General features: G+C 59.8%; 19 protein-coding genes. 13 read left to right on the top strand and 6 right to left on the bottom strand.

Annotated elements, in window-relative coordinates; genetic code table 11:
• Positions 1 to 89 precede the first annotated feature (89 nt).
• Positions 90 to 2,168, bottom strand: a complete 2,079-nt coding sequence (locus AC0GUR_RS00295; RefSeq protein ID WP_472875464.1) for a dipeptidyl-peptidase 5 — start codon at positions 2,166 to 2,168, stop codon at positions 90 to 92.
• A gap of 185 nt (positions 2,169 to 2,353) precedes the next feature.
• Between AC0GUR_RS00295 and AC0GUR_RS00290 the strand changes: the two genes are divergently transcribed.
• The 11 genes from AC0GUR_RS00290 to AC0GUR_RS00240 all read left to right on the top strand — a co-directional run bounded on the left by AC0GUR_RS00290 (position 2,354) and on the right by AC0GUR_RS00240 (position 16,317).
• Positions 2,354 to 4,108, top strand: coding sequence for a peptide MFS transporter (locus tag AC0GUR_RS00290; RefSeq protein ID WP_472875463.1), 1,755 nt, complete (start codon positions 2,354 to 2,356; stop codon positions 4,106 to 4,108).
• A 103-nt stretch (positions 4,109 to 4,211) separates the two neighbouring features.
• Positions 4,212 to 4,982, top strand: coding sequence for a TfpX/TfpZ family type IV pilin accessory protein (tfpZ, locus tag AC0GUR_RS00285; protein WP_472875462.1), 771 nt, complete (start codon positions 4,212 to 4,214; stop codon positions 4,980 to 4,982).
• 328 nt (positions 4,983 to 5,310) lie between these two features.
• Positions 5,311 to 5,742 (top strand): pilin, encoded by a 432-nt coding sequence (locus tag AC0GUR_RS00280; protein ID WP_472875461.1) that lies wholly within the window; start codon positions 5,311 to 5,313, stop codon positions 5,740 to 5,742.
• A gap of 103 nt (positions 5,743 to 5,845) precedes the next feature.
• Positions 5,846 to 7,774, top strand: a complete 1,929-nt coding sequence (locus AC0GUR_RS00275) for a hypothetical protein (RefSeq protein WP_472875460.1) — start codon at positions 5,846 to 5,848, stop codon at positions 7,772 to 7,774.
• Between the two features lie 222 nt (positions 7,775 to 7,996).
• On the top strand, positions 7,997 to 9,997 hold the full coding sequence (locus AC0GUR_RS00270) for a tetratricopeptide repeat protein (protein ID WP_472875459.1): 2,001 nt from the start codon (positions 7,997 to 7,999) through the stop codon (positions 9,995 to 9,997).
• Positions 9,998 to 10,147: 150 nt separating this feature from the next.
• Complete coding sequence (locus AC0GUR_RS00265) at positions 10,148 to 11,329, top strand: aminotransferase class I/II-fold pyridoxal phosphate-dependent enzyme (RefSeq protein ID WP_472875458.1); 1,182 nt, start codon at positions 10,148 to 10,150, stop codon at positions 11,327 to 11,329.
• A 3-nt stretch (positions 11,330 to 11,332) separates the two neighbouring features.
• A complete protein-coding gene (locus AC0GUR_RS00260) occupies positions 11,333 to 12,004 on the top strand; it encodes an acetyltransferase (protein WP_472875457.1) in 672 nt (223 codons plus the stop codon).
• Between the two features lie 3 nt (positions 12,005 to 12,007).
• Positions 12,008 to 13,468 (top strand): lipopolysaccharide biosynthesis protein, encoded by a 1,461-nt coding sequence (locus AC0GUR_RS00255; RefSeq protein ID WP_472875456.1) that lies wholly within the window; start codon positions 12,008 to 12,010, stop codon positions 13,466 to 13,468.
• An 8-nt stretch (positions 13,469 to 13,476) separates the two neighbouring features.
• Positions 13,477 to 14,532: a glycosyltransferase gene (locus AC0GUR_RS00250; protein ID WP_472875455.1), complete on the top strand. Its 1,056-nt coding sequence runs from the start codon at positions 13,477 to 13,479 to the stop codon at positions 14,530 to 14,532.
• A gap of 37 nt (positions 14,533 to 14,569) precedes the next feature.
• Positions 14,570 to 15,538, top strand: a complete 969-nt coding sequence (locus AC0GUR_RS00245) for a glycosyltransferase family 2 protein (protein WP_472875454.1) — start codon at positions 14,570 to 14,572, stop codon at positions 15,536 to 15,538.
• A gap of 143 nt (positions 15,539 to 15,681) precedes the next feature.
• On the top strand, positions 15,682 to 16,317 hold the full coding sequence (locus AC0GUR_RS00240) for a class I SAM-dependent methyltransferase (RefSeq protein ID WP_472875453.1): 636 nt from the start codon (positions 15,682 to 15,684) through the stop codon (positions 16,315 to 16,317).
• A 36-nt stretch (positions 16,318 to 16,353) separates the two neighbouring features.
• Here the strand turns inward: AC0GUR_RS00240 and AC0GUR_RS00235 are convergent, their stop codons facing one another.
• The 5 genes from AC0GUR_RS00235 to AC0GUR_RS00215 all read right to left on the bottom strand — a co-directional run bounded on the left by AC0GUR_RS00235 (position 16,354) and on the right by AC0GUR_RS00215 (position 21,619).
• Positions 16,354 to 17,403, bottom strand: a complete 1,050-nt coding sequence (locus AC0GUR_RS00235; protein WP_472875452.1) for a glycosyltransferase family 2 protein — start codon at positions 17,401 to 17,403, stop codon at positions 16,354 to 16,356.
• Positions 17,376 to 18,299 (bottom strand): NAD-dependent epimerase/dehydratase family protein, encoded by a 924-nt coding sequence (locus AC0GUR_RS00230; RefSeq protein WP_472875451.1) that lies wholly within the window; start codon positions 18,297 to 18,299, stop codon positions 17,376 to 17,378. The genes AC0GUR_RS00235 and AC0GUR_RS00230 overlap by 28 nt, the downstream gene beginning before the upstream one ends.
• On the bottom strand, positions 18,296 to 19,345 hold the full coding sequence (locus AC0GUR_RS00225) for a glycosyltransferase family 4 protein (protein WP_472875450.1): 1,050 nt from the start codon (positions 19,343 to 19,345) through the stop codon (positions 18,296 to 18,298). Before AC0GUR_RS00225 ends, AC0GUR_RS00230 begins: the two co-directional genes overlap by 4 nt.
• A gap of 182 nt (positions 19,346 to 19,527) precedes the next feature.
• A complete protein-coding gene (locus AC0GUR_RS00220) occupies positions 19,528 to 20,382 on the bottom strand; it encodes a glycosyltransferase family 2 protein (protein ID WP_472875449.1) in 855 nt (284 codons plus the stop codon).
• A 64-nt stretch (positions 20,383 to 20,446) separates the two neighbouring features.
• Positions 20,447 to 21,619: a DegT/DnrJ/EryC1/StrS family aminotransferase gene (locus tag AC0GUR_RS00215; RefSeq protein WP_472875448.1), complete on the bottom strand. Its 1,173-nt coding sequence runs from the start codon at positions 21,617 to 21,619 to the stop codon at positions 20,447 to 20,449.
• Positions 21,620 to 21,848: 229 nt separating this feature from the next.
• Between AC0GUR_RS00215 and pilB the strand changes: the two genes are divergently transcribed.
• Positions 21,849 to 23,573 carry a type IV-A pilus assembly ATPase PilB gene (gene pilB / locus AC0GUR_RS00210; protein ID WP_472875447.1) on the top strand — a complete coding sequence of 575 codons (1,725 nt, stop codon included), beginning with the start codon at positions 21,849 to 21,851 and terminating at the stop codon, positions 23,571 to 23,573.
• Positions 23,574 to 23,717: 144 nt separating this feature from the next.
• Positions 23,718 to 24,986, top strand: a complete 1,269-nt coding sequence (locus tag AC0GUR_RS00205) for a type II secretion system F family protein (protein WP_472875446.1) — start codon at positions 23,718 to 23,720, stop codon at positions 24,984 to 24,986.
• The last annotated feature ends 32 nt before the right edge of the window (positions 24,987 to 25,018 follow it).

Genomic DNA, 25,018 nt, shown 5'->3' with positions numbered 1-25,018 from the left:
AAACCGAGTGCTCTCGCTACTGGATTCCGGCCTGCGCCGGAATGACGCGCAAAAAAATGGCGGCCCGCAGGCCGCCATTTTCATATCGCTTACTTCTCAGGCGTCTTGGTCGCGTCCGTGGAGGTCCACTGCTTCAACCAGGCATTGACCGCCTCATGCCACTGCACGCTGTTCTGCGGCTTGAGCACCCAATGGTTCTCATCCGGGAAGTGCAGCAGCTTGCTGGGAATGCCGCGACGCTGCAGCGCGGTGAACGCGCCAAGGCCCTGCGTATCCGGAATGCGGTAATCCTTGGCCGAATGGATCACCAGCATCGGCACATGCCAATCCTTGACGTGGTTGAGCGGGTTGAACTTCTCGTAGTTCTCCGGATGCTCGAACTGCGTACCGCCGTTCTCGCGCTCTTCGAACCACAGCTCTTCGGTGTCGTAATACATCGCGCGCGTATCGAACACACCGTCATGATCCACCAGACACTTCCACGGCTCGTTCCACACGCCGGCGATCCAGTAGGTCATGTAGCCACCGTAGCTGGCACCCAATGCACACGCGCGATCAGCATCGAGGAAGCTGTACTTGGACAGCGCGGCGCTCCAGCCCTTCTTGAGGTCTTCCAGCGGCTTGCCACCCCAGTCACCCGAGATGGAATCGGTGAAGGCCTTGCCGTAACCGGTCGAGCCGTGGAAGTTGATGGTGACCACTGCAAAACCCTGACCCGCGTAGGTCTGCGGGTTCCAGCGATAGCTCCATCCATTGCTCATCGCGCCCTGCGGGCCACCATGAATGATGAAGGCCACCGGGTACTTCTTGCCGGCCTTGTAGTTGGCCGGTTTCACCACGTAGCCCTGCACGGTTTCGTTGTTCCAACCCTTGAAGGTGAAGAACTCCGGATCGCCCATCTGCGTGTTCTTCAGACGCGCGGCGTTGTAGTGCGTGACCTGCTTGAGGCCTTTGCCCTGCAAGTCGGCCACATACAGGTCGGCCGAATGCTTGAGGTCATCGCGCTGCACCAGCAGCCTGGACTTGCCCAGCGCGTAGCCACCCACGTCGCCATCCGTCACCAGCGTCGTGACCTTGCCGGTGGCGACATCAATCGCAAACAGCGGATGCTGACCATTGTCATCGGCAGCGGCGTAGAGCGTCTTGCCGTCATCGGAAATCTGCAGGCTGCCGGCGGAGCGATCCCACTCGGGCGCCACTTCGCGCTTCTGTCCGGAGGCCAGATCCAGCGCCATGATGCCGAAGCGATCCGCTTCCGATACGGGCGTCTTCATGGCGAGGTAATAAAGCGTCTTGCCATCCGGCGACGGCACCGGAGCCGCATCCCACGCGAGATTCGCGGCCGTGAGGTTACGCGGCGCTGCCGAGCCATCGGCTGGCACGCTATAGACGTCGAAGTTGGTCGACCACGGCTCGGTCTTGCCCGCGATGCGCACGTCGAAATACACCGTCTTGCCATCCGGCGAGAAGCTGAATTCACCATCGTCACCAAACGGCTTGCTCGGCACATCGCCGTCGATGCCGCGCGTCAGCAACAGCGGCTGTTCATTGGCGTTGTCCAGGTCGGTGATAAACAGCTGTGCGCGACGACCGTCCGCCCAGGTATCCCAGTGACGCACGAAGAGTTTGTCGTAGACCGTGCCCGATGCCTTGTCGGCAGCGCGGCCATCCAAACGCTCCTTGGTGCAGGCCAGGTCAGCGCAATCGGTGAATACGCCAAAGGTCAGCAGCGCCTTCTTGCCATCGGGAGAAAGCTTGTAGCCGTCCACATCGAGAGGTGCATGAGTTACCTGCACCGCCTGCGCGGACGGGCCAAGCGGGCGACGCCACAACTGCGACACCCCATCCTTGTCTGCCACGTAATAGAACGCCTTGCCGTCCGGCGCCCAGCGTGCCGACGACGCCTTGTCGACTAGCTTGACCGGCTGACCGCCCTTGTCCAGGTCGAGCAGGTAGATGGCAGTCACGCCCTTGTTGGCTGCGTAATCGGTGGCGCGCACGCTATAGAGCGCGTAGCGGCCATCCGGTGACAGCTGCGGATCGCTGACGCGATCCATCATCACCAGGTCGCGAATAGTGAAAGGGTGTGGGCCATGATTTTCGACTTCGGCCGCCACGGCGGAAGTCGTGGCCAGCGCGAGGGCCAGCGCGACAAACAACGGTTTCATCAAAAGAGGGTCCTGAGGGTGCCACGAAAGTCTCTGACGGTAAGTGGCCTCGGGGCTTAGCGCAAGCCGTGGCGACATATCGCAGAACGCTTGCGACACAGCGCATTACCCATGCTGCACCACACCAAAAGCGCTGAAACGGGCTCGCTATACTCGGCCCCTTTGTGCCAGCAAGCCCGCCCCGCATGACCGACGCCACCACCCTGGCCGCTACGCCAGCCTTTACTGCAGAACACGACGAGCTGTTCGGCCACCCCAAGGGCCTGTACGTATGCTTTTTCACTGAGATGTGGGAACGCTTCTCTTTCTACGGCATGAAGGCGCTACTGGCGCTTTACCTGATCAAGCATCACGGTTTTTCTGACGCTGAGAGCCTTTCCGTGCTCGGCGCCTATGGTGGACTGGTCTACGCCACGCCCCTGCTGGGCGGCCTGCTCGCCGACCGTTATCTGGGCATGCGCAAGGCGGTCGCACTGGGCGGCATCTTGCTTTGCCTGGGGCATCTGGGGATGGCGGTAGAGGGGCACACGGCCACGGTCGGCGCCGATGGCGTGGTGCATCGCGACCTGTTCGCGTTGAGCGTGTTCTATCTTTCGCTGGCGCTGATCATCAGCGGCGTGGGTTTTCTCAAGCCGAACATTTCCACCGTAGTTGGCAAGCTTTATCCGGAGAACGATCCGCGTCTCGATTCCGGCTTCACCCTGTTCTATGCCGGCATCAATGTAGGCGCCCTGTTCTCCGCGCTTATCTGCGGTTATCTGGGTGATACCTATGGCTGGGGTTACGGGTTTGGTGCAGCAGGCATCGGTATGCTCGCCGGTTTGGCCGTCTTTTTGACAGGGCAGAAATACCTGCAAGGGCATGCGGAACCGCCGAGCCCGGAAGCACTGCGTCGTCGCGTGCTCGGCCCTATCAATGTGGAATGGGCCATCTACCTCGGCGCCGCACTGACGCTGCCGATACTCTGGGCCTTGATGCAACTGGGCGATGCCGTGCTGTGGCTGCAAACGCTCGCCCTCGCTTCGTGGCTGGGCTGGCTCGGCTGGTATGTCACCGTGCGATGCACGCCGGTGCAACGCAAACAGATGCTGGCTTGCGTATTCTTCACGGCCATCTGTTTGCTGTTCTTTTCGCTGTACGAACAAACCTACGGTTCGTGGGTGCTGTTCAACGATCGCATGCTGACCAAGGATCTCTTTCCCTCACTGGTCATCCGTGAGGGGCATCCGGTGCCATGGTCGACCATTCCATTGATCCTGTGTCCTTTCGTTATCGCCTTGGCTTTGCGCCTGCGTGGCCAACGCCTGCCCGCCTTGCTGCTGGGCGGACTTACCGTGATGGGCCTGGTGCTGATCGTGCGCGACTGCATCGTGCTACCGCAGACTGCCAGCTCACTCACCTATCTGGGCGCACTCTTCATCGTGCTGCTGTCGCCACTGATGGCCTGGCTGTGGCCGTTCCTCGACCGCTACGGTCTCAACCCTTCCACTCCGGTAAAGAGTGCGATCGGCCTCGCGTTCGCCGGCCTCGCCTTCCTGCCACTGCTGATCGCCAACAGCACGGTGACCGCGGATGCGCTGGGCAGCGTGTGGTGGATCGTGCTCGCTTATCTGCTGATCGAGATCGGCGAAGTGGCGCTGGCACCGATCGGTCTCTCTGCCGTCACGCAGCTCTCGGTGCCACAAGTCGCCGGCGTGATGATGGGCGCCTGGTGGCTGGGCACCTCCTTCTCCGAACAGCTTGCCGCCATCTTCGGCAAGTTCGCGGCACTGGATATCCCCGCCGACGGCAAGATCGACGTGGCGCAGGCCACAGCCAAGTACGGCGTATTGTTCCAGCACATGATCTGGCTCGGGTTGGCCGCGGGTGCCGCAGCGCTGCTGCTGGCACCGGTCATGAAGCGGTGGATGCAGGGCACGCCTGGTGGTGCTGCGCGCTGACCACCCAAATTCCGACTTCCAGCCCATCTTTGAGCCCGGACATTCTGGTTCAATCGCAGTCCAAATAGTTGCCACCCACACGACACCGATGAGTCACGTGACCATGTCCCGATGGAAAGCCGCCAGCGTCCACCTCGCCCTCAGCATCGCCTTGGCCCTGGGCATTTCTGCCCTGATTTATTTTCTGTGGTTCCCATCGCCATACTTTGTGGCCACCGGCGCGCTGGGTCTGATGCTGCTGATCATCGGCGTGGATGTGGCGATTGGCCCTCTGCTTACCTTGCTGGTATTCAATCCGACCAAACCGAAGCGCTTGCTCAGGCTGGATCTCTCCGTCATCGCCCTGCTGCAGGCTGCGGCATTTGCCTATGGGCTATATGTGATCTGCCAGGCGCGACCTGTGTTTGTGGTCGCGGTGGTGGATCGTCTGAAGATCATCGCGGCTGACGAGCTTTCCGATGCTGACCTCGCCAAAGGCTTGTCACCGGAATTCCAGCAGCGATCATGGCGTGGCCCAAGGCTGGTGGGCGCCGACCCTAAGCATGCCAACGCATCCGACCTTATGTTTCAGGCTGCGCTGGGAGGCAGGGATATCGACCAGCAGCCCGAGTTCTATGTTTCCTATGACGAGGCCAGCTCTGGCCTGTTTCAGCGCGCTCGGCCACTGTCGGAACTCAAGGTAACCCTACCCGCACAACAGGCGCGCGTGCGACAACTGACAGCCAACGCGGAAGCAGACGGTGACACGCTGTTTTATGTCCCACTTCAATCGCGCAAAGTCGACTTCGCCGCGGTCTTGAGTAAGCAGAGCAAGCGGCCGGTGGCCATCCTTGCGACTGATCCCTGGCAGGCAACCAGCCCAGTGGCTCGATGAAAGTGCCCGAGTGACATGACAAAAAGTGACCACCCACGTCACTTCATGCCCTGTCGCGGCATAACTTCAAGGCAACCCGCGACGCGATCCACAGTACCGAGTACTGGCCTGACGGAGTTGCTTGCCCCCCTTCGTGACCCTATGCACAATCTTCGCACCCGCAAGGCTGCGGGTACCTGTCAACGGCAGTCGTGGCATACAACATGCTGCCGTGTCATGAGCTTCCTGGTCGTTCCAGACCGAAGTATTGGGGACCGTTCCTGCCTAGGGGGACCGGGACCGGGGCTCAGGGGGCATTACCGGTTAGCTAATCAACTGAGGAACTATCATGAAGAAGACTGTCCAGAAGGGCTTTACCCTGATCGAATTGATGATCGTCATTGCGATCATCGCGATCCTCGCCGCCATCGCTCTGCCGGCCTACCAGGACTACACCGTGCGCTCCAAGGTGTCCGAGCTCGTCGTCGCCGCCGACGCGTGCAAGACCTCGGTGGCTGAGTTCTATCAGTCGCAGGGCAACCTGCCGTCCAACATCACGAGCTCCGGTTGCGCCACCCACAAGACGCAGTATGTTGCGTCCCTCAATGTCGTCTCAGGCGTCATCACCGTGGTTGCATCCGCCGACAAGGGCCTGTCCACGGCCGCGGGTCAGAATTTCGTTCTGACCCCGACTGCGGGCGCCACCTCGGACCAGCCCCTGCAGTGGGATTGCCATGCTTCGAGCATCGACAAGAAGTACCTGCCGGCTATCTGCCGCTAAGCGAAAGCTTGGTGTCTAGCCAAAGACGCCGCCTACGGGCGGCGTCTTCCTTTTCAGAGAGCCAATTTAGCACTAGCTATCGATCGAGCAGAGATCTCACTACATGTCGAAGCGCCCCGATCACATCATGTTGAGTTGCGCAGCCATCCTTGTGCTGTGTGTCGCCATCTACGTTCCGGGGCTTGCCGGCGGCTTCCTGTTCGACGACTACCCTAATATCGTCAGCAATCCCTGGCTCAACGCCGCTGCACACGGCAACCCGGATTGGTTTGCCATTGCGCTGTCGTCCGGCTCGGGCGCACTACGACGCCCCCTCAGCATGCTGTCGCTCGGCCTGAATGCGGACTGGTTTGGCCTTAGTCCATTGGCATTCAAAGTCACCAATCTGTTGATCCATCTCATCAACGGCGTGCTGTTATTTGCCCTGGCGCGGCGCATCGTCAAATCACTGGATGGCGCGGAAAGTGGGCAGCCATCCACCCAACCGGAGCTGCTGGCGCTCTTCGCCACCGCACTATGGCTGCTGCACCCATTGCACGTCAGCAGTGTCAGTTATGTCGTGCAGCGCATGAACGAGCTCTCGGCACTCTTCTCTTTGGCCGGCCTGCAGGCGTACGCCGAAGGCCGTGCGCGCATGCAGCGCGGAGAACGAGGGTTGCCCCTGGCACTGGTTGGACTGGCCGGATTTAGCCTGCTGGCACTACTGAGCAAGGAGAACGGCGCGCTCACCTTTGCCTATGCCCTGGTGATCGAAGCCACCTGCTATCGCTTTCAGGCGCCATCACGAAACCAGCAACATGTGCTCAAGGCATTCTTTGGGTTAAGCGTGTTGATGCCGATCGCTGCATTTGCTGTCTTTCTGCTTATGCACCCTCAATGGCTTACGGGCAGCTATGTCGTACGGGATTTCACACTCCCCCAGCGGCTACTCAGCGAAGCACGCATCCTGTGCGACTACCTGCTGTGGATCTTTGTCCCAGCCCCGTCGTGGCTTGGCTTGTTTCATGACGATATCGCAACGTCTACGAGCCTGCTCCAGCCGATCACCACCGTCTTCGCCATTGCTTTTCTGGCAGCCCTGATCGGCGTGGCGTGGAAACTGCGGCATCGTAGCCCCGGAATAACGTTTGGTATCGCCTGGTTCCTGGTAGGGCATGCGATGGAGTCGACCGTCCTGCCGCTGGAGCTGGTGTTTGAACACCGCAATTACCTGCCCATGGCCGGCCTGTGGATCGGCGTTGTCTACACGGCGGCCCAACTGGCTCGGGGGAAATGGGCAAAGCCTTTAGCCATTGCTGGCTGCGCAACGGTGCTTTTATTCGCCAGCCTCACTGCGCTGCGCGCAGTGCATTGGGGAGCCAGCCCGCTGAACTTCGCTCTTGCAGAAGCAGCAAACCACCCCGCATCTTCCCGTGCCCAGTTTGAGGCCGGCCGCGCCATCATTATTGATGGTGCTACGAAAGGCGCTCGAGACGCCGCCGAGCAATTGGCGATTCCCTATTTCGAACGATCCGCCAAGCTTGACCGCAATCAGGTCTACCCTCTCACCAACCTGATTCTCATCCTGGCAAGCACGGGACCCGTGCCGGCCGCCACGCTCGATGACCTCGCGCAACGGCTGCAGCGGACCCCAACGTATGTGCAAGCCAACCCATTTCTCGACATGCTGGTCGCGGCCAGTGAGCGAAAGCTGTCGCTGACACCTCAGGATTTTTCGAATCTGGTCGACGCAGCGCTTGAGAACCCTCGTTTCACCGCACCGATCCGCGCGATGATTCTCAACAACTATGGGGCCTACTTGTTCAACGTGGCCCATGATTCGCAAGCCGCCATCAACCTCACCCTGGCTGCCGCTGCACAGGATCCGCAGAATCCTTATTTTCAGATCAATTTGGCCAAGCTGGCATTGGCACTGGGCGAACCCCAGCAAGCGATCACTCATCTGACCCTGGCGGCGCGACTCAATAAGGCCGGCGCGTACGATCAGGAGATAGCCGACCTGACCCAGCAATTGGCTGCCTTGAAGCATTGATTGATCGTTAGCGGCAAGCCTCTCCATGGGAGCAGCCACACGGAGCGCTGGGCACACCTCATGGATTTTCGGCCGGCGGCGATGCCATAACGTATCGCCGCCAACATCCCCTTGGCATCATCAGGATGACCGGGCCGAGCGGCGCGTCCGCCCGCCTCGTACAATCCACCCACGATCGCACGCACTTGGCGTGTGATTTCCAGGCGGGGTCTCCAGCACGCAATGAGCCAACACGGTCTTTCGCAAATTCCAAACCGATGGTGGCTCGCGCTTGCCTTGTTGATCACCGCAGCCTGCTACTGGCCGGGGCTCACTGGTGGTTGGCTGTTCGATGACTACCCCAACATTGTGGACAACAAGGGAGTGCAGCCGGCAACGGTCAACCTGCCCTCCCTGGTGAATGTTGCGCTGTCGTCGCCAGCCAGCGAGTTCAAACGCCCCCTGGCATCGCTGAGCTTTGCAGCGAATTACCTCATAACCGGGCTTGATCCGTTCTGGATGAAGCTGACCAACCTGTGCATCCATCTGCTGAATGGCTTGTTGGTCTACGCGCTTTCGCGAAGGCTGATAAGGGCCGCTGCCCCCGCCTCCACTGAAAGCCATGCCGATCTGACTGCCATCGTGTTGGCTGCCAGCTGGATGCTGCTACCGATCAATGTCACGGCCGTGCTTTACATCGTGCAGCGCATGGAAAGCATGGCAAACCTGTTTGTCCTGATGGGGCTCATCGGTTACGTCAGCGGCCGCCTGCGCATGCTGGACACCCAGGCAGCCAGAACCGCCCCCGAACACGTCCAGCGCGGCTGGCGCTCGCTGCTGGACCGCCATTTCCTGCTCTGCGTCGTCAGCCTGAGCTTGCCTACAACGCTTGGGGTTCTGGCCAAGGAGACAGCGGTGATGCTGCCGCTGTACGCCGTCGCAACCGAATGGGCCTTGTTCCAGTTTCGTGCAGTGCGGGAAACGGCATCGACCACTGTAGGCGACAAGGACGGTCGCGATGGGCGCCTCGTGCTGCTCTTCATCGCGGTACTCCTGTTGCCCATGAGTGCAGGATTGGCGCATCTGATGCCTGGGCTGCTCAGCCCCGAAGCCTGGGTGACGCGTGATTTCACCCTGTACACCCGGTTGCTCAGCGAGGCCCGCATCCTCGTTGATTACATCGTCTGGACCGTATTTCCAACGCCCCGGACCTTGTCGTTCTATCACGATGACTTCGTGGTTTCGTCTGGACTGCTCGCACCATGGACGACCTTGGCCAGTCTGGTAGCACTGGCGCTGTTGGGCGCGGTGATGATCCGGGTCAGGCGAACGCAGCCCCTGGTGGCGTTGGGCATCGCTCTCTATTTCAGCTGCCATTTGCTCACAGGCACCGTGCTTCCCCTGGAGCTCATCTACGAGCACCGCAACTATTTCGCCAGCTTCGGGCTGCTGCTGGCCATCGTGCCCTACCTCACGGCACTGGGGAGTGGACTAGGCACTCGACGCCACACGGCACTTCGGCGCGGCGTGTTGGCCTGCCTGCTGCTCTGGTGGACGGCAGGGACCGCCATGACCGCACTGGCCTGGAGCAGTCCATTGAGGTTGGCCAGTGAGCTTGCGGAGCGTGCCCCCGAATCACCGCGCGCGCAATACGAACTCGGGCGCAGCTACATCATCTATTCCAAGTACGACCGCACGTCGCCGTATACGCAGTTGGCTTATGCCCCCCTGGAAAGGGCGGCGGCGCTACCGGCGTCCTCGATTCTGCCTCAGCAGGCCCTGATCTTCATGAATGCACGCATGGGCCTGCCTCTGGAGGACGCCTGGTGGGACTCGATGACCGCCAAACTCAGGGCCCGGAAGCCGGGCGTCCAGGATGAAAGCTCCCTGGCGGCCCTGTCCCAATGCGCGTACGACCACCGCTGCGACCTGCCAGAAGACCGCATGAAACAGGCATTCCAGGCGGCGCTGTCTCACCCCAGGCCCAGCGCGCGGTTGCTGGCTACCTACTCGGAATATGCGTGGAATGTGCTGGGCGACCGATCACTGGCCGAGCAGGCGATCCAGCAGGCCATTGAAACCCAGCCAGGTGAATCTGCGTATCGGATCACGCAGATCCGCATGCTGATCGCGCAAGGGCAAATGGATCAAGCCAGCCAGGCGCTCCAGCAGCTGGAATCATTGAACTTCGCGGGACGTCTCGATGCCACCCTGATCGAGCTGCGCAGCCTCGTGCATCACTAAGGCAAGGAGGGAGCGCCCCACAGCCCGCCGTGGCCGGGCTTGAATCGCGCAACCCGAAATGGCGCAATGGCGCCCTGGAAGGCCTGTGCGGGGGCTAGCTCCCATCCAGGCCCACCCATCTCCTCCCACCGATGTCCGGGAATCTTTCAAGTGCAGCTCAAGACCATCCGTAGCAAAGCCGACCTGGCCATCAACGGTGCATCGCCCGCTTTTGACGAACCCTTGCATGTGGGCCGCCCCAATATCGGTCATCGCGCGGATTTCCTCGAAAGGGTTGGCCAGATCCTCGACAATCAATGGCTCACCAACAATGGCCCCATGGTGCAAGAGTTTGAGCAGCGCGTAGCCAGCGAGCTCGGCGTCAAACACTGCGTGGCCATGTGCAATGGCACCATCGCGCTGGAGATCGCCATACGCGCGCTCGGCCTGGAGGGTGAGGTGATCGTGCCGTCGTGGACGTTCATTGCCACGGCACATGCTTTGTACTGGCAAGGCATTACTCCCGTATTTGCAGATATCGATCCGGCCACCCATAACCTCGACCCTGCGGCGGTGAAGCGCATGATCACGCCACGCACGAGTGGCATCATCGGCGTGCATGTGTGGGGACGCGCGGCACCCGTCGCCGAACTTCAAGCCATCGCCGACGAGCACGATCTGAAGCTCTTGTTCGATGCCGCGCATGCGTTCGGCTGCACTCATCAGGGGGAGACCATCGGGCGTTTTGGCTCCTGCGAGGTGCTGAGCTTCCATGCGACGAAGGCATTCAGCACCATGGAGGGTGGCGCGGTCCTCACCAATGACGATGCCCTTGCCGAGAAAATGCGGTTGATGCGCAACTTCGGTTTCGCCGGCTACGACAATGTCATCCACCCCGGTACCAACGGAAAAATGATCGAGGTGTGCGCAGCGTTCGGACTGGTCAATCTCGACATGCTGGATGAGGTTTTCACCGCGAACCGGCGCAACCACGACGCTTATGTGAAAGCGTTATCCGGGATACCTGGTATTTCCGTGCTCGGCTATGACCCGGATGAGCGCAACAGCTATCACTATGTGGTTGTCGAAGTCAGCGAGCACTTCCCTGTCGATCGCGATCAGGTCGTTCTCGCGTTGCATGCGGAGGGCATCCTGGCCCGCAAGTATTTCTGGCCAGGCTGTCACAACATGCGGCCTTATAGGGATCTGTTCCCCCATGCACAGATGCTCTTGCCGAACACGGTGCGAGTGGCCGAGCGAGTCATCATTCTCCCTAACGGCCTGAATCTGCCCGAATCCGCGGCGCAAGTGGTCGCTGCTGTCATTGCGGCACTGGCTTCCCAGGGAGTGTGATCCATGTTCAGTCAGAAGCCTGCTGCGGTTCCCATGGATGGCCGACTAGCCATAGTCGGAGCCGGTGGCTTTGGAAGGGAGCTTGCCTGGCTGGCAAGACAGATCTGGGGAAACGCGGTCAACCTGACCTTCCTTGTCGATCAGCCCGAATACTTGGGCCCTGATGTCAACGGCATCAAGATCATGTTGATCCACAATTATGTAAAGCACTTTCCAGCTAGCGCCTATATCGTCGCCGTTGGGAACCCCCATGTTCGCGAACGGGTGGCGATGGCATGTTCGGCGATGGGCATGCATCCGGTGACGCTGATCCATCCGCGAGTAGAACTATCTCCATGGATTGATCTCGGCGTTGGTTGCGTTGTCTGCGCTGAATCGGTCCTGACAACAAACATTCGGATAGGACAGCACGTGCACGTCAACCTGGACTGCACCATCGGTCACGATGTGGAGCTGGGCGATTTCGCTACACTCTCCCCAGGGGTACATGTCTCCGGCTATGTTCATATAGGCCGCCGCGCATTCATCGGCACGGGCGCCAACATCATCAACGGATCCGCGTCTGCCCCGCTGATTATTGGCGACGACGCCGTCGTGGCTGCAGGTGCCTGCGTCACCCGCAGCGTCGATGCAGGCAGCATGGTGGCTGGCGTACCGGCCATGCGAAAGCGCTGAGCCATGTATAAGAAGCACGCCTTTGCAGCCACGCTATGGAGCGGCGCCGACATTTTTCTGCGTCAGGCGCTCAGGTTCGTCGTGACCATGGTGCTTGCACGGCTGCTTACCCCCAGCGAGTTCGGCACGATCGCGTTGCTGTCGCTACTCATTGGTATCGCCACGGTCTTTGCTGACGGTGGGTTTTCGGCAGCCCTGGTACAACGTCAGGATGTGACCCATACCGACGAATCCACGGTTTTCTGGCTCAATCTTGCCATCGGCACCCTGACCACCCTCGGCCTGTGCGCCATCGCGCCAGCTGTCGCTGATTTCTATGCACTGCCCATCTTGAAGCCGCTGATGTCCGTCATGGCATTCACGGTACTCTTCGGCGCGTTGGGGGCCATACACAGCACGCTGCTGAGCAAGCACCTCGATTTTCGCACGCAGATGAAGGCTGGCGTGCTCGCCACGCTGGCATCCGGCATCGTTGCCATTTCGCTGGCATGGCACGGATGGGGGGTGTGGGCTCTTGCCGCTCAGGCCGTCACCATGACTGGTCTCACCAGTGCTTTGTTGTGGCTGTTCCACCCTTGGCGGCCTGCCTGGCAATTGAGCCGTCCATCCATCCATAAACTGTTTGGATTCGGCGGCTACCATCTGGCCTCCAGCTTGTTGGAAATCACCTATAGCAGGCTGTATACCCTGCTGGTCGGCAAACTCTACGGCGCCAAGGAGCTGGGCTTCTACAACAATGCCGATGCCGTGCAACAGATGCCCGCCAACTTCCTGACCAGCATCATCTCCCGCGTCGCCTTTCCCATGCTCTCCACGGTGGCAACCGACCGGGAGAAGCTGCATCGAGGGATCCAGTTGGCTATACGTGGAATGATGCTCGCCAACGTGCCGATCATGCTCGGCGTGGCGACACTGGCTGAACCATTGGTCAGCGTCCTGCTCGGGCGGGCGTGGCTTCCCGCAGTGCCGCTGCTTCGGATTCTTTGCCTGGCTGGGTTGCTGCTGCCGATGCACGTCATCAATGTGCAGGCACTGATGGCGCAGGGGCATTCGAGACTGATGTTTCGGCTTGAGGTTATCAAAAAGCTGGTGGGCGTCCTGCTGATCTGCGCTGGCGCGTTCTTCGGTACCGCGGGCATTGCCTGGAGCCAGGTCGCCTTTTCGGTACTGGCATTCGGCCTCAATACTCACTACACAAAGAGACTGCTCAATTATGGTGCCCTCGCGCAATTGCGCGATTTTATGCCCGTACTTGGCATCGCTGTCCTCGTTGCTGCTGGCATACTGATTGCATCGCACTATTGGCAGCCCAAACCGTTACTCGCGCTTATGACGTATGGCGGGGCCGGGGCGATCCTGTTTCTTGCGATGGCGTCAGGGTTTCGGCTGGAGGCCGTGCACGATATTGCCGTCCTCATCAAACACTCCATAGCGAAGCCGACAGATGCCCTGGATGCCTCCTGATCATGGTCATGGACCGCAACGTGGTTGAGTCCACCACCGAAATCAGCGACCCGTCACGCCTTCCCGGCACCCCGGTGGTGAGCGTGTTGATGCTTGCCTACAACCACTCCCCCTACCTCGCTGAAGCCATTGAAAGCGTGTTATCTCAGCGCACGGAGTTTCCCTTTGAGCTGCTCATCGGGGAGGATTGCTCCACGGACAACACCAGAGACATCGCTCTTCGCTACCAGAAAGCGCATCCCGGCATCATTCGCATCATCACGAGTGATTCGAACGTGGGCCTCCAACGCAATCATTTGCGACTGCTTGCGCTAGCCCGAGGCGAGTTCACCGCCTTCTGCGATGGAGACGACTACTGGACCAGCCTCACAAAGCTTCAAGAACAGGTTGACCACCTTCGAGCAAACCACGGTGTGGGTGCCGTACACACCGACTTCGACCATATTCTGCTCCGCTCTGGACGCTGGCGAACCCTCTCCAGATTTGTGCAGCACAAGTTGGATCAGCCACCCTCAGGGGAGGTCCTTGCGGCGCTGCTGGAAGGCAACTTCATTCAGACCTGTACCCTGTGCGTGCGAACAAGCCTCAACCGGCAATACCTGGCCAGTGGTTTGCCGGTGGGCTCCTACCCTGTCGGCGACTGGCCTTTGTGCCTATTTGTCGCCGGGCATAGCAAGATCGCCTACTTACCGCATGCCACGGCCGTATACCGAAGGGTGCCCGGCTCAGCCATGAATTCCGGTTATGTCGCCCGCGCACGCACCGTGGCACGCTACATTCCAATGATTCGCGACATCTGCGATCACTTCGCCGCCCCTGATTCGGTTCGTCAGCGCGCACTTTCACGGATTTATCAGGCACAACTTTCCAATGCGATCTTCTCCAATGATTCTTTGCTCTTCGTTGAGACGTGGGAATGGCTGGGCGCCCACGACTCAGAGTACCTGCGCCCTTGGCGAAGACGATTGCTGCCTCACTTGGCAAAATGGCCCTTGGCCCGCAATGCACTCACCTTCATAGACGTCATGCGCGACCGTATTCGATCCATTCGCGATTACAAATAAACGAAAGCGCCCCCAGACCAGGCCAAAATCCACCTCAATGACCAATCAATATCGCCGTGTGATGGCCATTGTCGTCACGTACTTGCCGGAAAAACTTGCACTCCAGGACCTGTTGCGTTCATTGCAGAAACAGGTGGAGAAAGTATTCATCGTCGACAACACTCCGGCTCACGACGATGGCGTTTGGCAGGCCATATCCGATACTCACCTGCCGCAGCCCTTGCCCTGCCTGTTTAGGCTGGGCGAGAACCGTGGCATTGCCAGTGCCCTCAATATTGGAATCGAGGCTGCGATTGCTGAGGGTTACGACTATGTTCTGCTTAGCGACCAAGACAGTCTTCCAAGCGAGGACATGGTTGCGCAATTGCTCTTTGTCGCAACATCGCTCCAGGCTCAGGGAATCCGCGTCGGATACGTTGGCGCGTCTTATGTGGACCGCGTCACAGGCGATGCGTTCGGATTTCAAGTTCAAGAGCCTGGCAAGCTGTTCTACAGCACCTTGCCGAGTGATCGAGCCCCCTCCTACGTCGAGGTGATCACCGGAATCACGTCGGGCTCCCTTAGTCCCTGCAGCACATTTGCGGACGTCGGCCTTATGCGTGAGGACTACTTCATCGATTACGTGGACACGGAGTGGTTCCACCGAGCCCGCCACAAGGGCTACAAGCTCTACGGAACAACCCTGGCGACGATGGCGCATCGTCTGGGTGATGCTACGTTCAAGGTGTGGTACCTGCGCTGGCGTCAGTTCAGCAGCTACTCTCCGCAGAGGCTGTATTACCGCTTCCGAAATTTTGTACTGCTACTTCGCAGCGAATATGTGCCGACACTCTGGAAGATTCGCGCGGGATGGTATTGGCTTGGCAATGCCTACGCGTACCTCCTGTTTTCGCCAAATCGTAGACAGAATTCGAGGTATATCGGGCGCGGCCTGATAGACGGGTTGAAGGGGCGAGCGGGCCCTCTTGCCCCGGAGAGCCTAAGCGATGGCACACGCAACCCATGACAAAAACCATGAGAATCGTTAGGCGCCTGCACAGAATGACTGCCACTCACTCGTGGCCCAAGCGCGGGTATTGCGTGTTATGCGGCACCCGCGTCGCGCGCTTCTTGCCATACCGAGGTGGGTGGGGCGAGCTGCCCAGATTGATGCGCGAGCTCGACATCATCGGCAGCGACGTTCAGAACTTCGAATGTCCCAGTTGTGGCGCACATGACCGTGAAAGGCACTTGTTGCTTTACTTGCAGACCACCGGACTGCTGTCCGGCCTTCGTGGAAAGGACATTTTGCATTTCGCGCCAGAAGGGCGGCTACCTGGAAAAATCCTCGATGCCGCTCCAGCACATTACGTGAAGTGCGATTTGCATCCGCGCGAGGTGGACATGGTTCGCGTTGACATGCTTGCCATGCCCTTCCCGGACGCATCCTTCGATTTGATTATCGCCAATCACGTACTTGAGCACGTCGATGACGACCTGATGGCGATAGCTGAAATCCACCGGGTGTTGCGCATTGGCGGTCACGCCATCCTGCAGACACCCTTTTGCGGAAAGCTGCATCAGACTTGGCAAGACGTCGGCATCACTGACGAGAAGTCCCGCCTTGAAGCCTACGGACAGGAAGATCATGTCCGACTTTACGGCAGGGATATCTTCGACAGATTCGCGTCCACTGGATTGGCGCCGCGCGTAGTGGAACACGCCAGCATCCTTGGCGACATTGATCCCACGAAAAATGGCGTCAACCCTAAAGAGCCGCTATTCCTTTACCAGCGAGTCCAATGAGGCGCTGTACGCGGACGCACAAAGTGCAAGCTCTTATTACGATCGTACTGATGGTATGCCGTAGCGTATGAGCATGCTCAGCTTTCGTGGCCAAATGGTGAATACACACAGATATTCTCGAAGGGTGATTGCCCTGGCCTGCATAGCCTTTCGCCGAGCCTCACGCAAGCGTTTCATTTCTTTTCCGACAGAAACAAAAACACCGGCGTAAATTTCAAACGCCATTTCAAGATTCCATTGAAACAGCGCCATCAGCGCGCCCTCGAAGACCAGTAACCCCAGATGCAGCGAAAGCAGAGGCCACATGAGGTAAGTCGGAGTGAGCAGGATCATGGCATATGTCTTGTTGCGCTCGCTTAATCGGCGACGACGAACACTGGTTTGCAACTTGCCGCTTACAGCCCGATTACCACCGAAGCTCTGCCCCTGGCGATGGCGATAGCCGCTGACGGAAAGCGCCTCAACCTCAGCGCCATGCAAGCGGGCCAAACCACAAAGATAAAGATCCTCCCCGATGGATTCCATCCACTCCGGGAACCCGCCCAGCTTTTCCCAGAGTTCGCGCGGCAGCCACAGACACGCTCCGATGCTCATGGCCACGATAGAGCGGCCCGGGTCGGTATTTGGTACGGGGTTATAAAAGATATCCAGTAAACAGCCACGATCGACCAGCTCTCCGCTTTCCCAGTCGTACTGTGGCAACGTCAGGATGCGATCGACGGACTTGTTCCGTGCGGCCTCCAGCAAGCTGGCGATGGCATCCGGATACAGGGCTGCATCATTGTTGAGCAGCAGCACGAATTCGCCGCGGGCGCGCGCAACCATGCGATTGTTGGCAACGCAGAACCCAGCATTCTCTTCGCTGGCGAGCAACTCGACCTGTGGGTACCGATCGAGAAGAAAAGACACGGAGCCATCCGTGGAAGCATCATCGTGGACGATGATCTCAAGCTCGATACTGCCCTGCTGATCAAGAACGGAGCTCAGGCAGGCATCCAATAGCGCAACGCCGTTGTAATTGGCGATGCAGATGGAGCAAATCGGACGATCGGGGCGATTTACCGCGTGGTGTTCAACCAGGCCCATGTGCGCTCCAGACCGTCATGCAGAGAAACCTTGGAGGCCCAACCGTAGTCACGCAGGGCCAAGCTTGCATCCATCAGCACCTTGGTAGCGTCAACCGCGCGGTTCTCCTCGTATCGGCGTTGCAAAGGCAAACCCGTCACACGCTCCATCTCGGAAAAAAGCTCATTGAGGCTGACACCCACACCGCTGCATGCATTAACCAGGCGGCTTGCCTGGACCCAAGGTCGGTCGAGAATGGCCACGACGAGGTCAATCAGATCATCGATGTACAGGTAATCGCGGATCACCGATCCATCGCCCCATACATGCAGCACTTCATTCCGCAACATCGCTGACAACGCTGCCGGAACGATGCCGAATCCCGCACGCTCACCCTGTCCTGGCCCGTAAACATTGGATGGGCGAAGCATGGTCGCCCTGCCGCCGAACTGTGTACACCATGCCGCAATGAAGGACTCGGCAGCCACCTTGCCCGCGCCGTGATATGACTTGGGCCGGATCGGTGCCGCTTCATCGGAAGGCGCGCCGTTGTTAGGCGCATACAGCGAACCGCCCGAGGACATGTAAAGCAGCTCCACCTCAGGTCGGTCCTGCAGGGCCTCAAGCAGCGCCGTCAATGGTCGCAGATTGCAGAGCACCTCCTGCACGGGGCGTGCAGCCGAGCTGCCTGGAGTGGAGGCAGACGCCAGATAGACGACGGAGCGGCACCCGGAGAGCAGACGCGAGAATTCATCAGGCTCACCCAGCTCACCTTCCCGAAATTCCAGGTTTGCCGCCACGCCAACTCCGCCATGGCGGCCGGCCGCTATGACGCGCCGTCCCTGCAATGTCAGTGCGCGCACGACATGTTGGCCAATGAAGCCACCCGCGCCTACAACGAGTACGCCGTCACTCATTCATCCCCCAGCAATCGGCGGTAAACCTTTACGTAGCGATTGGCGCAATCGTCCCAGGTTCCCACTTCATGGTTAACCCAAGATCTCGCCGCCCGCCCCAACCGGTCATTGGTCGATGAATCTTCGATGTCGGCCAGCGCCGCGGCATAGTCTTCAACGGAATCACAGAGTGCCCCGGTTTCCCCGTCAAAGACAATGCTGGCGTGTGCAGGCATCCGCGACGCGATGATAGGCAGTCCCGCAGCCATGGCTTCAAGCATCACCTGCGGCCGCCCTTCCGCGTGTCGGCTCAAGGTGATCAGACCACACGCGCTCGGAAACCACTCGCCGGCAAGCTGTTCAGGCGATGCAGAGCCATGGTAGTGAACCCATGGCGGCACGCTGATCCCTTCCTGCATGGGGCCGAAAAGATGAAGTTCGCGCTTGCTTTCGCTGAATAGTTGCTCGGACCAGTCGAACAGTGGCCCCAACTTGTCGGCGGTCAGGCGAGTCACGACCAGCCAGCGCCTGGGCTGGCTGGTTTCGAAGCTCCGCTCGATGGCGTACCAGCAGGGGTCGATGCCGAAAGAAACCGGGCAGATCTCCGCCACATCGCCAAACGCCGACTGAAGGGGCGCATGCATCCAATCGGCGTTCGGGCAAATGGCCACTTTGCGCCGTTTCATGACCCGGCGCAGAAGGCTTTGCACCATGGGGAGTCGCAACAACTTCATGTCGTTGCCCAACACGGTGATCAATGCCGGCTTCCCATTGGCCGGGAGCGGCAGCGCGCACTGCAACCAGTTGATATGGTACAGATCGATTTCCGTGTGACGCCGATAGGCTGCGCCGAGCATCCGTAACAACTGCACGGGGGCCAGCCACGCCCTCCAGCCTCCTTGCCGCATCAGGTGGGAAATGCCACCCGCGGCCATCAGCTTGCCGAGCCAGTGCGACTCGGCGGCAGAGGTCGCATCACGGGCCTTCATTGGAAGCTGACCAGGCGGCGCCCAGACTGCGAGGCTGACGGACGATGCACGAGCGAGCGCGCCGACCAGATGGCGCATGAATACTCCCCGCCAATCCGACAGGTCCCGCGGATAGGACGTGCTGATCAATAACACCCGCATGCTGTGCACTGCCCCTTGCCTTTGCATCAAGCGCGCTTCGTATCAGCCGGTTGCTGACTCAGCGCATGTGTTTCAACGACGCATAAGCGTCCCGCGACCGAAGGTCCGCAATGCTGCTGTCAGCGGTCCCGACGATAGGTCAGACCCGTGATCTGCTCGGAAATCAATCCGATCAGAAACACAATGACCGAAGCGCTCCAAAGCAGCGTGCTCATGTTGGTCAGACGCCCCTCATGGATAAAGGTCCATAGGTAATTGGCCAACCCGCACGCAAAGAAAAACGCGCTCGCCGGAACAAACAGCTTCAGCGGCGAATAGAGCGTGGCGATCTTGAAGATGATGAGGAGAAAGCGAATGCCATCGCGAAGAGGCTTGATGTGACTCTTGCCGACGCGTTGCGACGCTTTGATCGGCACGTACGCGACAGCATACGCACTTCGAAAGAATGCCATGGTGCTCGTCGTGGGGTAGGAAAAGCCATTCGGTAGCAGATGCAGGAATTCGCAAAACTTTTCAGCCCGGACGGCTCGAAAGCCGGAGGTGAGGTCTTCCACGACATGTCCAGTCATGCGTGTGGCCAACCAGTTGTAAAGGGTGTTGGCCAGCCCGCGACCGACACCCGCCTGGCTGCCCCAGTCACGTGCTCCGACCACCATGTCGTAACCCTGCTCCAGCTTTTCGAGCAGGCGGGCGATATCCGCCGGATCATGCTGGCCATCGCCATCCATGAAGACTAGAAATTCGCCAGTGGCGGCACGTGCGCCGCGTTTGACGGCAGCGCCATTGCCCATGGAATAAGGCGAGGACAGGCAGTGGATGTGATTGCTGGCGCAGATACCAGGCGTGTCGTCGGTCGAACCATCATCGACGACGATGATCTCCGCGTCCGGCTGAGCCGCACGCAGCCGTGGCAGCAGGTCCTTCAAAGCCGCCCCTTCATTCTTGGCAGGCAAGATAATACTGAGGCGATTCAAGCGCGTTCCCCATAAAATGACGGGGCATCATAACCTGCCGGGCGCCTTCATCCGAGCTGATCGATCAGCGAAGAATGATCGACCGCACAGCTTCGATCACTCGCTCGGCATCGCCATCGGACATGGCCGGCGATAGCGGAAGGCTGACCGTCTGTCGACCCAGCTTCATAGCGTTGGGCCAGTGCTCCGGCTGCCAGCCAAAACGCTGCTGGTAGAAAGGATGTTCCGGAACGGACAGATAGTGCACGCCCACCCCAATGCGTGCAGCGGTCATCGCCTCCAGGAAGTCGTCCCGACCGATACCGCAGCGCGAGGGGTCAACCAGTACCGTATAGAGGTGGTGGCCGTGACGCGTATTCGCTTCGGGGGGCGCCGGAAGGGTCAACGGCAGCGCCTCGAACGCCTGATCATACTGGCGCCAAAGCGCCCGGCGACGCAGCCAGTTCTGTTCGACGCGGGCCAGCTGGTGAATGCCGATGGCTGCCTGCAGATCCATCATGTTGTATTTGAAGCCGCATTCGACCACCTGGTAGTGCCGGTAGCCCTGATCGCTGAAGCGGTGCCAGGCGTCCTTGCTCATGCCGTGCAGGGCCAGCATGCGGGCCCGCGCGATATGTTCCTCGTCGCGTCCAACGATCATGCCGCCCTCGCCCGTCACGACATTCTTGGTGACATAAAAGCTGTAGCAACCAAAATCGCCGAAAGTACCGGCAGGTTTGCCGTGGAAGTCAGTCTCGATGGCATGGGCGCAATCTTCGATCACCATCAGGCCATGCCGTTGCGCCATGGCCATGATCTTGTCCATGGCACAGGGGCGTCCGGCGAAGTGCACCGGCAGGATGGCCCGCGTCCTAGGGGTAATCGCCGCCTCGATAGTCGCCGGGTCGATGTTCTGGGTGACCGGGTCCACGTCAGCCAACACCGGCGTCAGCCCGGCATGCATGATGGCGTTGACCGTGGCACAGAAGGTCAGGGGGCTGGTGATGACCTCACTACTCGGCTCGAGGCCTGCCGCCACCATGCTTACATGCAAAGCCGCCGTGCAGGAATTAACCGCCGCGACCTGTGAGGGCGTCACGCCTCGCCATACTGCAAAGTCTCGCTCGAACTGGGCCACTCGCGGCCCAGTACCCAGCCAGCCGGAGCGCAGGCAGGCTTCGACCTCCGCAATCTCGGCCTCTTCGATGCGAGGGGCGCCAAAGACCACAAAGGGTGCTGGGGTTTCGGAGTGGGACACGAGACCGGGATTTCCCATGAGGGCAGGCCTTTCTATCCCAACCTGAACACGGCGTCCATGCTTCAGGGCATCAAGGGCACGGCTGTTGCATGCCATTCTGCACAGTCGGCGGCAGGGCAAGATGTGTGCACCTCGTCACCCCTGGGCACCTCACCTGCCGCCGCAGCGTGACCAACCCGTTCAACTGGGGTAAATTCCCGTCCAATCAGGGGGCTGAGCCAGTATCGCTATGTCAACGCTAATGCAACCTTCGCTCGCGGGCCTGACGGGCATGGCGCGCAGGTTGGTGTCGGAAGATGTTCTTCCCGAGGCCGATGTGCGCAAAGCAGTGGCGGACTCGCTGCAGAACAAGACCACCCTCATACCGTGGCTGCTCGACCACAACCTGGTAGACAGCGGCCGCCTCACCCGCATCGCCTCCGATGAATTCGGCATGCCGATGATGGATGTGAGCGCTCTCGCTCCAGGCAGCATGCCCGTGAATCTGATCAGCGAGGCGCTGATCAACAAACACCACGCACTGCCGCTCTTCAAGCGCGGCAAGCGCTTGTTCGTGGGCATCGCCGATCCGATGCAGTCGCACGCGCTGGACGAGATCAAGTTCCACTCGAACTGCATGGTGGAACCGATCCTTGTCGAGCGTAGCCAGTTGATGCGTACGATTGAAAGTACGCTCAATTCGATGAGCACGTCCGTCCCGGACTTGGGTGGCGGCGACCTCGACGATCTGGTGCTGGACAGCGGCAACGACGACGAGGCCGAGTCCACCGGCATCGACGCCAATGCGAACGAAGACGCCCCGGTGGTCAAGTTCGTGAACAAGATTCTCGTGGACGCGATCAGGCGTGGCGCCTCGGATATCCATTTCGAGCCGTTCGAGACGCAGTACCGCGTGCGCCTGCGCATGGACGGCATGCTTCGCGCCGTAGCCAGCCCGCCAATGAAGCTGGCCTCACGCATTTCATCGCGTATCAAAGTGATGGCCGGCCTCGACATTGCCGAGCGCCGCGTACCGCAGGACGGCCGCATCAAGCTGAACTTGTCCAAGAGCCGCGCGGTGGACTTCCGCGTCAGCACGCTGCCAACACTGTTTGGCGAGAAGATCGTGCTGCGTATTCTGGACGGCTCTGCCGCCAAGCTGGGCATCGACGCGCTGGGCTACGAGGACGTGCAGAAGGCGCTTTATCTGGATGCGATCCACAAGCCCTACGGCATGGTGCTGGTTACCGGCCCCACCGGCTCGGGTAAAACGGTATCGCTCTATACGGCACTGAATATCCTCAACACCGCCGAGCGCAATATCTCGACGGTTGAAGACCCGGTGGAAATCCGCGTCGAGGGCATCAACCAGGTGCAGCAGAACGTCAAGCGTGGCATGACCTTCGCCGCCGCCTTGCGCTCATTCCTGCGCCAGGACCCGGACGTGATCATGGTGGGCGAGATCCGCGACCTGGAAACGGCCGAAATTGCCATCAAGGCCGCACAGACGGGCCACATGGTGTTGTCGACGCTGCACACCAACGACGCCCCTCAAACCATCTCCCGTCTGATGAACATGGGCATTGCGCCCTACAACATCACCTCGTCAGTAAGCCTGATTATCGCCCAGCGCCTCGCGCGTCGCCTCCACGAGTGCAAGAAACCCATGGAGTTGCCGCCTCAGGCGCTACTGGATGCAGGCTTTAGCCAGGAAGACATCGACGCAGGCCTCACTTTGTATGAGGCCGTCGGTTGCGAAAGCTGCAACGAAGGCTACAAGGGGCGCGTGGGTATCTACCAGGTGATGCCCATGCTGGAGGACATCCAAAAGATCATCTTGCAGGGTGGCAATGCGCTTCAGATCGCTGAAGTCGCCCGCAAGGCGGGCGTGAACGACCTGCGCGCCTCGGCGCTGCTGAAGGCCAAGAAGGGTGTGACCAGCCTGGCGGAAATCGACCGAGTCACCAAGGATTGAGGCACGACTGGACCATAAGGGGCGATTCGTCACATGGAAGTTGCGTCCAGTGCCACGAATTGGCTTGATGGAATCGTTTAAGCTGCAAGAGATCAGGCGGTCGCCATCCTGAGGCGATCGACCGTACAGCAGGGGGAAAAAGCAATGGCCACCGCCACCGCCACCGCCAAGAACACCCGCACACTCGGAGCCCAGCGCGCCGAGATCAGCAAGTTGACCATGTACGACTGGATCGCCCTGGACAAGCGCGGCAAGCGCATGAAGGGCGAGATGTCGGCCAAGAATGCCACGCTTGTCAAAGCCGAGCTGCGACGCCAGGGCATGAACCCCCAGACGGTGCGCGAACGGGGCAAGCCCTTGTTTGGCGCGTCGGGCAGCGCCGTCAAACCGCGCGACGTGGCGATCTTCAGCCGCCAGATCGCCACCATGATGGCGTCGGGCGTACCCATGGTACAGGCCTTCGAGATCATCGCCGACGGCCAGAAAAATGTTCGCTTCAAGAACATGCTGGTCGATGTCAAGCAGAGCATCGAAGGTGGCTCGGCTCTGCATGAAGCGCTGGGCAAATATCCGGTCCAGTTCGATGAGCTCTATCGCAACCTCGTACACGCGGGTGAATCGGCGGGTGTGCTCGATACCGTGCTCGATACGGTCGCGACGTACAAGGAACGCACGGAGAGCCTGAAGGCCAAGATCAAAAAGGCCTTGTTCTATCCGGTCATGGTGCTTGTGGTGGCGTTGCTGGTCAGCATGATCCTGCTGCTCTTCGTCGTCCCGGTGTTCGCCCAGGTCTTCAAGGACGCTGGTGCCGAACTCCCTGCCCCGACGCAGTTCGTAATCGCTGCCTCGGAGTTCATGAAGTCCTATTGGTGGGTAGTAATCGGCACCATTGTCGGTAGCGTCGTGGCAATGGTGATGGCGAATAGGCGATCAGCCAAGTTTGCGCACTTCCTGGACCGCATGATGCTGAAGTTACCCGTGATCGGTAACATCCTGCGCTTGTCGGCTATTGCACGCTTTGCTCGCACGCTGGGCGTCACCTTCAAGGCTGGCGTGCCGCTGGTAGAAGCCATGGACGCCGTCGCTGGTGCTACCGGCAGCATCGTCTACGGGGATGCGGTGAAGCAAATGCGCGACGACGTCGCGGTGGGTCACCAGCTCCAGCTGGCCATGCGCCAGACGGCTCTGTTTCCCAACATGGTGGTGCAGATGACCGCCATCGGCGAGGAGTCCGGCGCGCTCGACCACATGCTGTTCAAGGTGGCAGAGTTCTACGAGGAAGAAGTCAGCAACGCCGTCGATACCTTGTCGACGCTACTCGAACCCATGATCATGGTGATTCTCGGCGTCTTGGTGGGTGGCATGGTGATTTCGCTCTACCTGCCTATCTTCAAGCTTGGCGCCACCATGTAATGGTTGGATCATCAAGCCCCTCTCCCGCCGGG

The sequence above is a fragment of the Dyella sp. PARNA 12/25 genome, assembly GCF_055702865.1.
Note: the sequence above shows the minus strand (reverse complement) of the source record. Positions and strands in the feature narration are given on the sequence as shown.

Bases quoted from the DNA above. Each gene is read 5' to 3' on its own strand.
- AC0GUR_RS00295 (WP_472875464.1), bottom strand. From the start codon at position 2,168: ATGAAACCGTTGTTTGTCGCGCTGGCCCTCGCGCTGGCCACGACTTCC.
- AC0GUR_RS00290 (WP_472875463.1), top strand. From the start codon at position 2,354: ATGACCGACGCCACCACCCTGGCCGCTACGCCAGCCTTTACTGCAGAA.
- tfpZ (WP_472875462.1), top strand. From the start codon at position 4,212: ATGTCCCGATGGAAAGCCGCCAGCGTCCACCTCGCCCTCAGCATCGCC.
- AC0GUR_RS00280 (WP_472875461.1), top strand. From the start codon at position 5,311: ATGAAGAAGACTGTCCAGAAGGGCTTTACCCTGATCGAATTGATGATC.
- AC0GUR_RS00275 (WP_472875460.1), top strand. From the start codon at position 5,846: ATGTCGAAGCGCCCCGATCACATCATGTTGAGTTGCGCAGCCATCCTT.
- AC0GUR_RS00270 (WP_472875459.1), top strand. From the start codon at position 7,997: ATGAGCCAACACGGTCTTTCGCAAATTCCAAACCGATGGTGGCTCGCG.
- AC0GUR_RS00260 (WP_472875457.1), top strand. From the start codon at position 11,333: ATGTTCAGTCAGAAGCCTGCTGCGGTTCCCATGGATGGCCGACTAGCC.
- AC0GUR_RS00255 (WP_472875456.1), top strand. From the start codon at position 12,008: ATGTATAAGAAGCACGCCTTTGCAGCCACGCTATGGAGCGGCGCCGAC.
- AC0GUR_RS00250 (WP_472875455.1), top strand. From the start codon at position 13,477: ATGGACCGCAACGTGGTTGAGTCCACCACCGAAATCAGCGACCCGTCA.
- AC0GUR_RS00245 (WP_472875454.1), top strand. From the start codon at position 14,570: ATGACCAATCAATATCGCCGTGTGATGGCCATTGTCGTCACGTACTTG.
- AC0GUR_RS00240 (WP_472875453.1), top strand. From the start codon at position 15,682: ATGCGCGAGCTCGACATCATCGGCAGCGACGTTCAGAACTTCGAATGT.
- AC0GUR_RS00235 (WP_472875452.1), bottom strand. From the start codon at position 17,403: ATGGGCCTGGTTGAACACCACGCGGTAAATCGCCCCGATCGTCCGATT.
- AC0GUR_RS00230 (WP_472875451.1), bottom strand. From the start codon at position 18,299: ATGAGTGACGGCGTACTCGTTGTAGGCGCGGGTGGCTTCATTGGCCAA.
- AC0GUR_RS00225 (WP_472875450.1), bottom strand. From the start codon at position 19,345: ATGCGCCATCTGGTCGGCGCGCTCGCTCGTGCATCGTCCGTCAGCCTC.
- pilB (WP_472875447.1), top strand. From the start codon at position 21,849: ATGTCAACGCTAATGCAACCTTCGCTCGCGGGCCTGACGGGCATGGCG.
- AC0GUR_RS00205 (WP_472875446.1), top strand. From the start codon at position 23,718: ATGGCCACCGCCACCGCCACCGCCAAGAACACCCGCACACTCGGAGCC.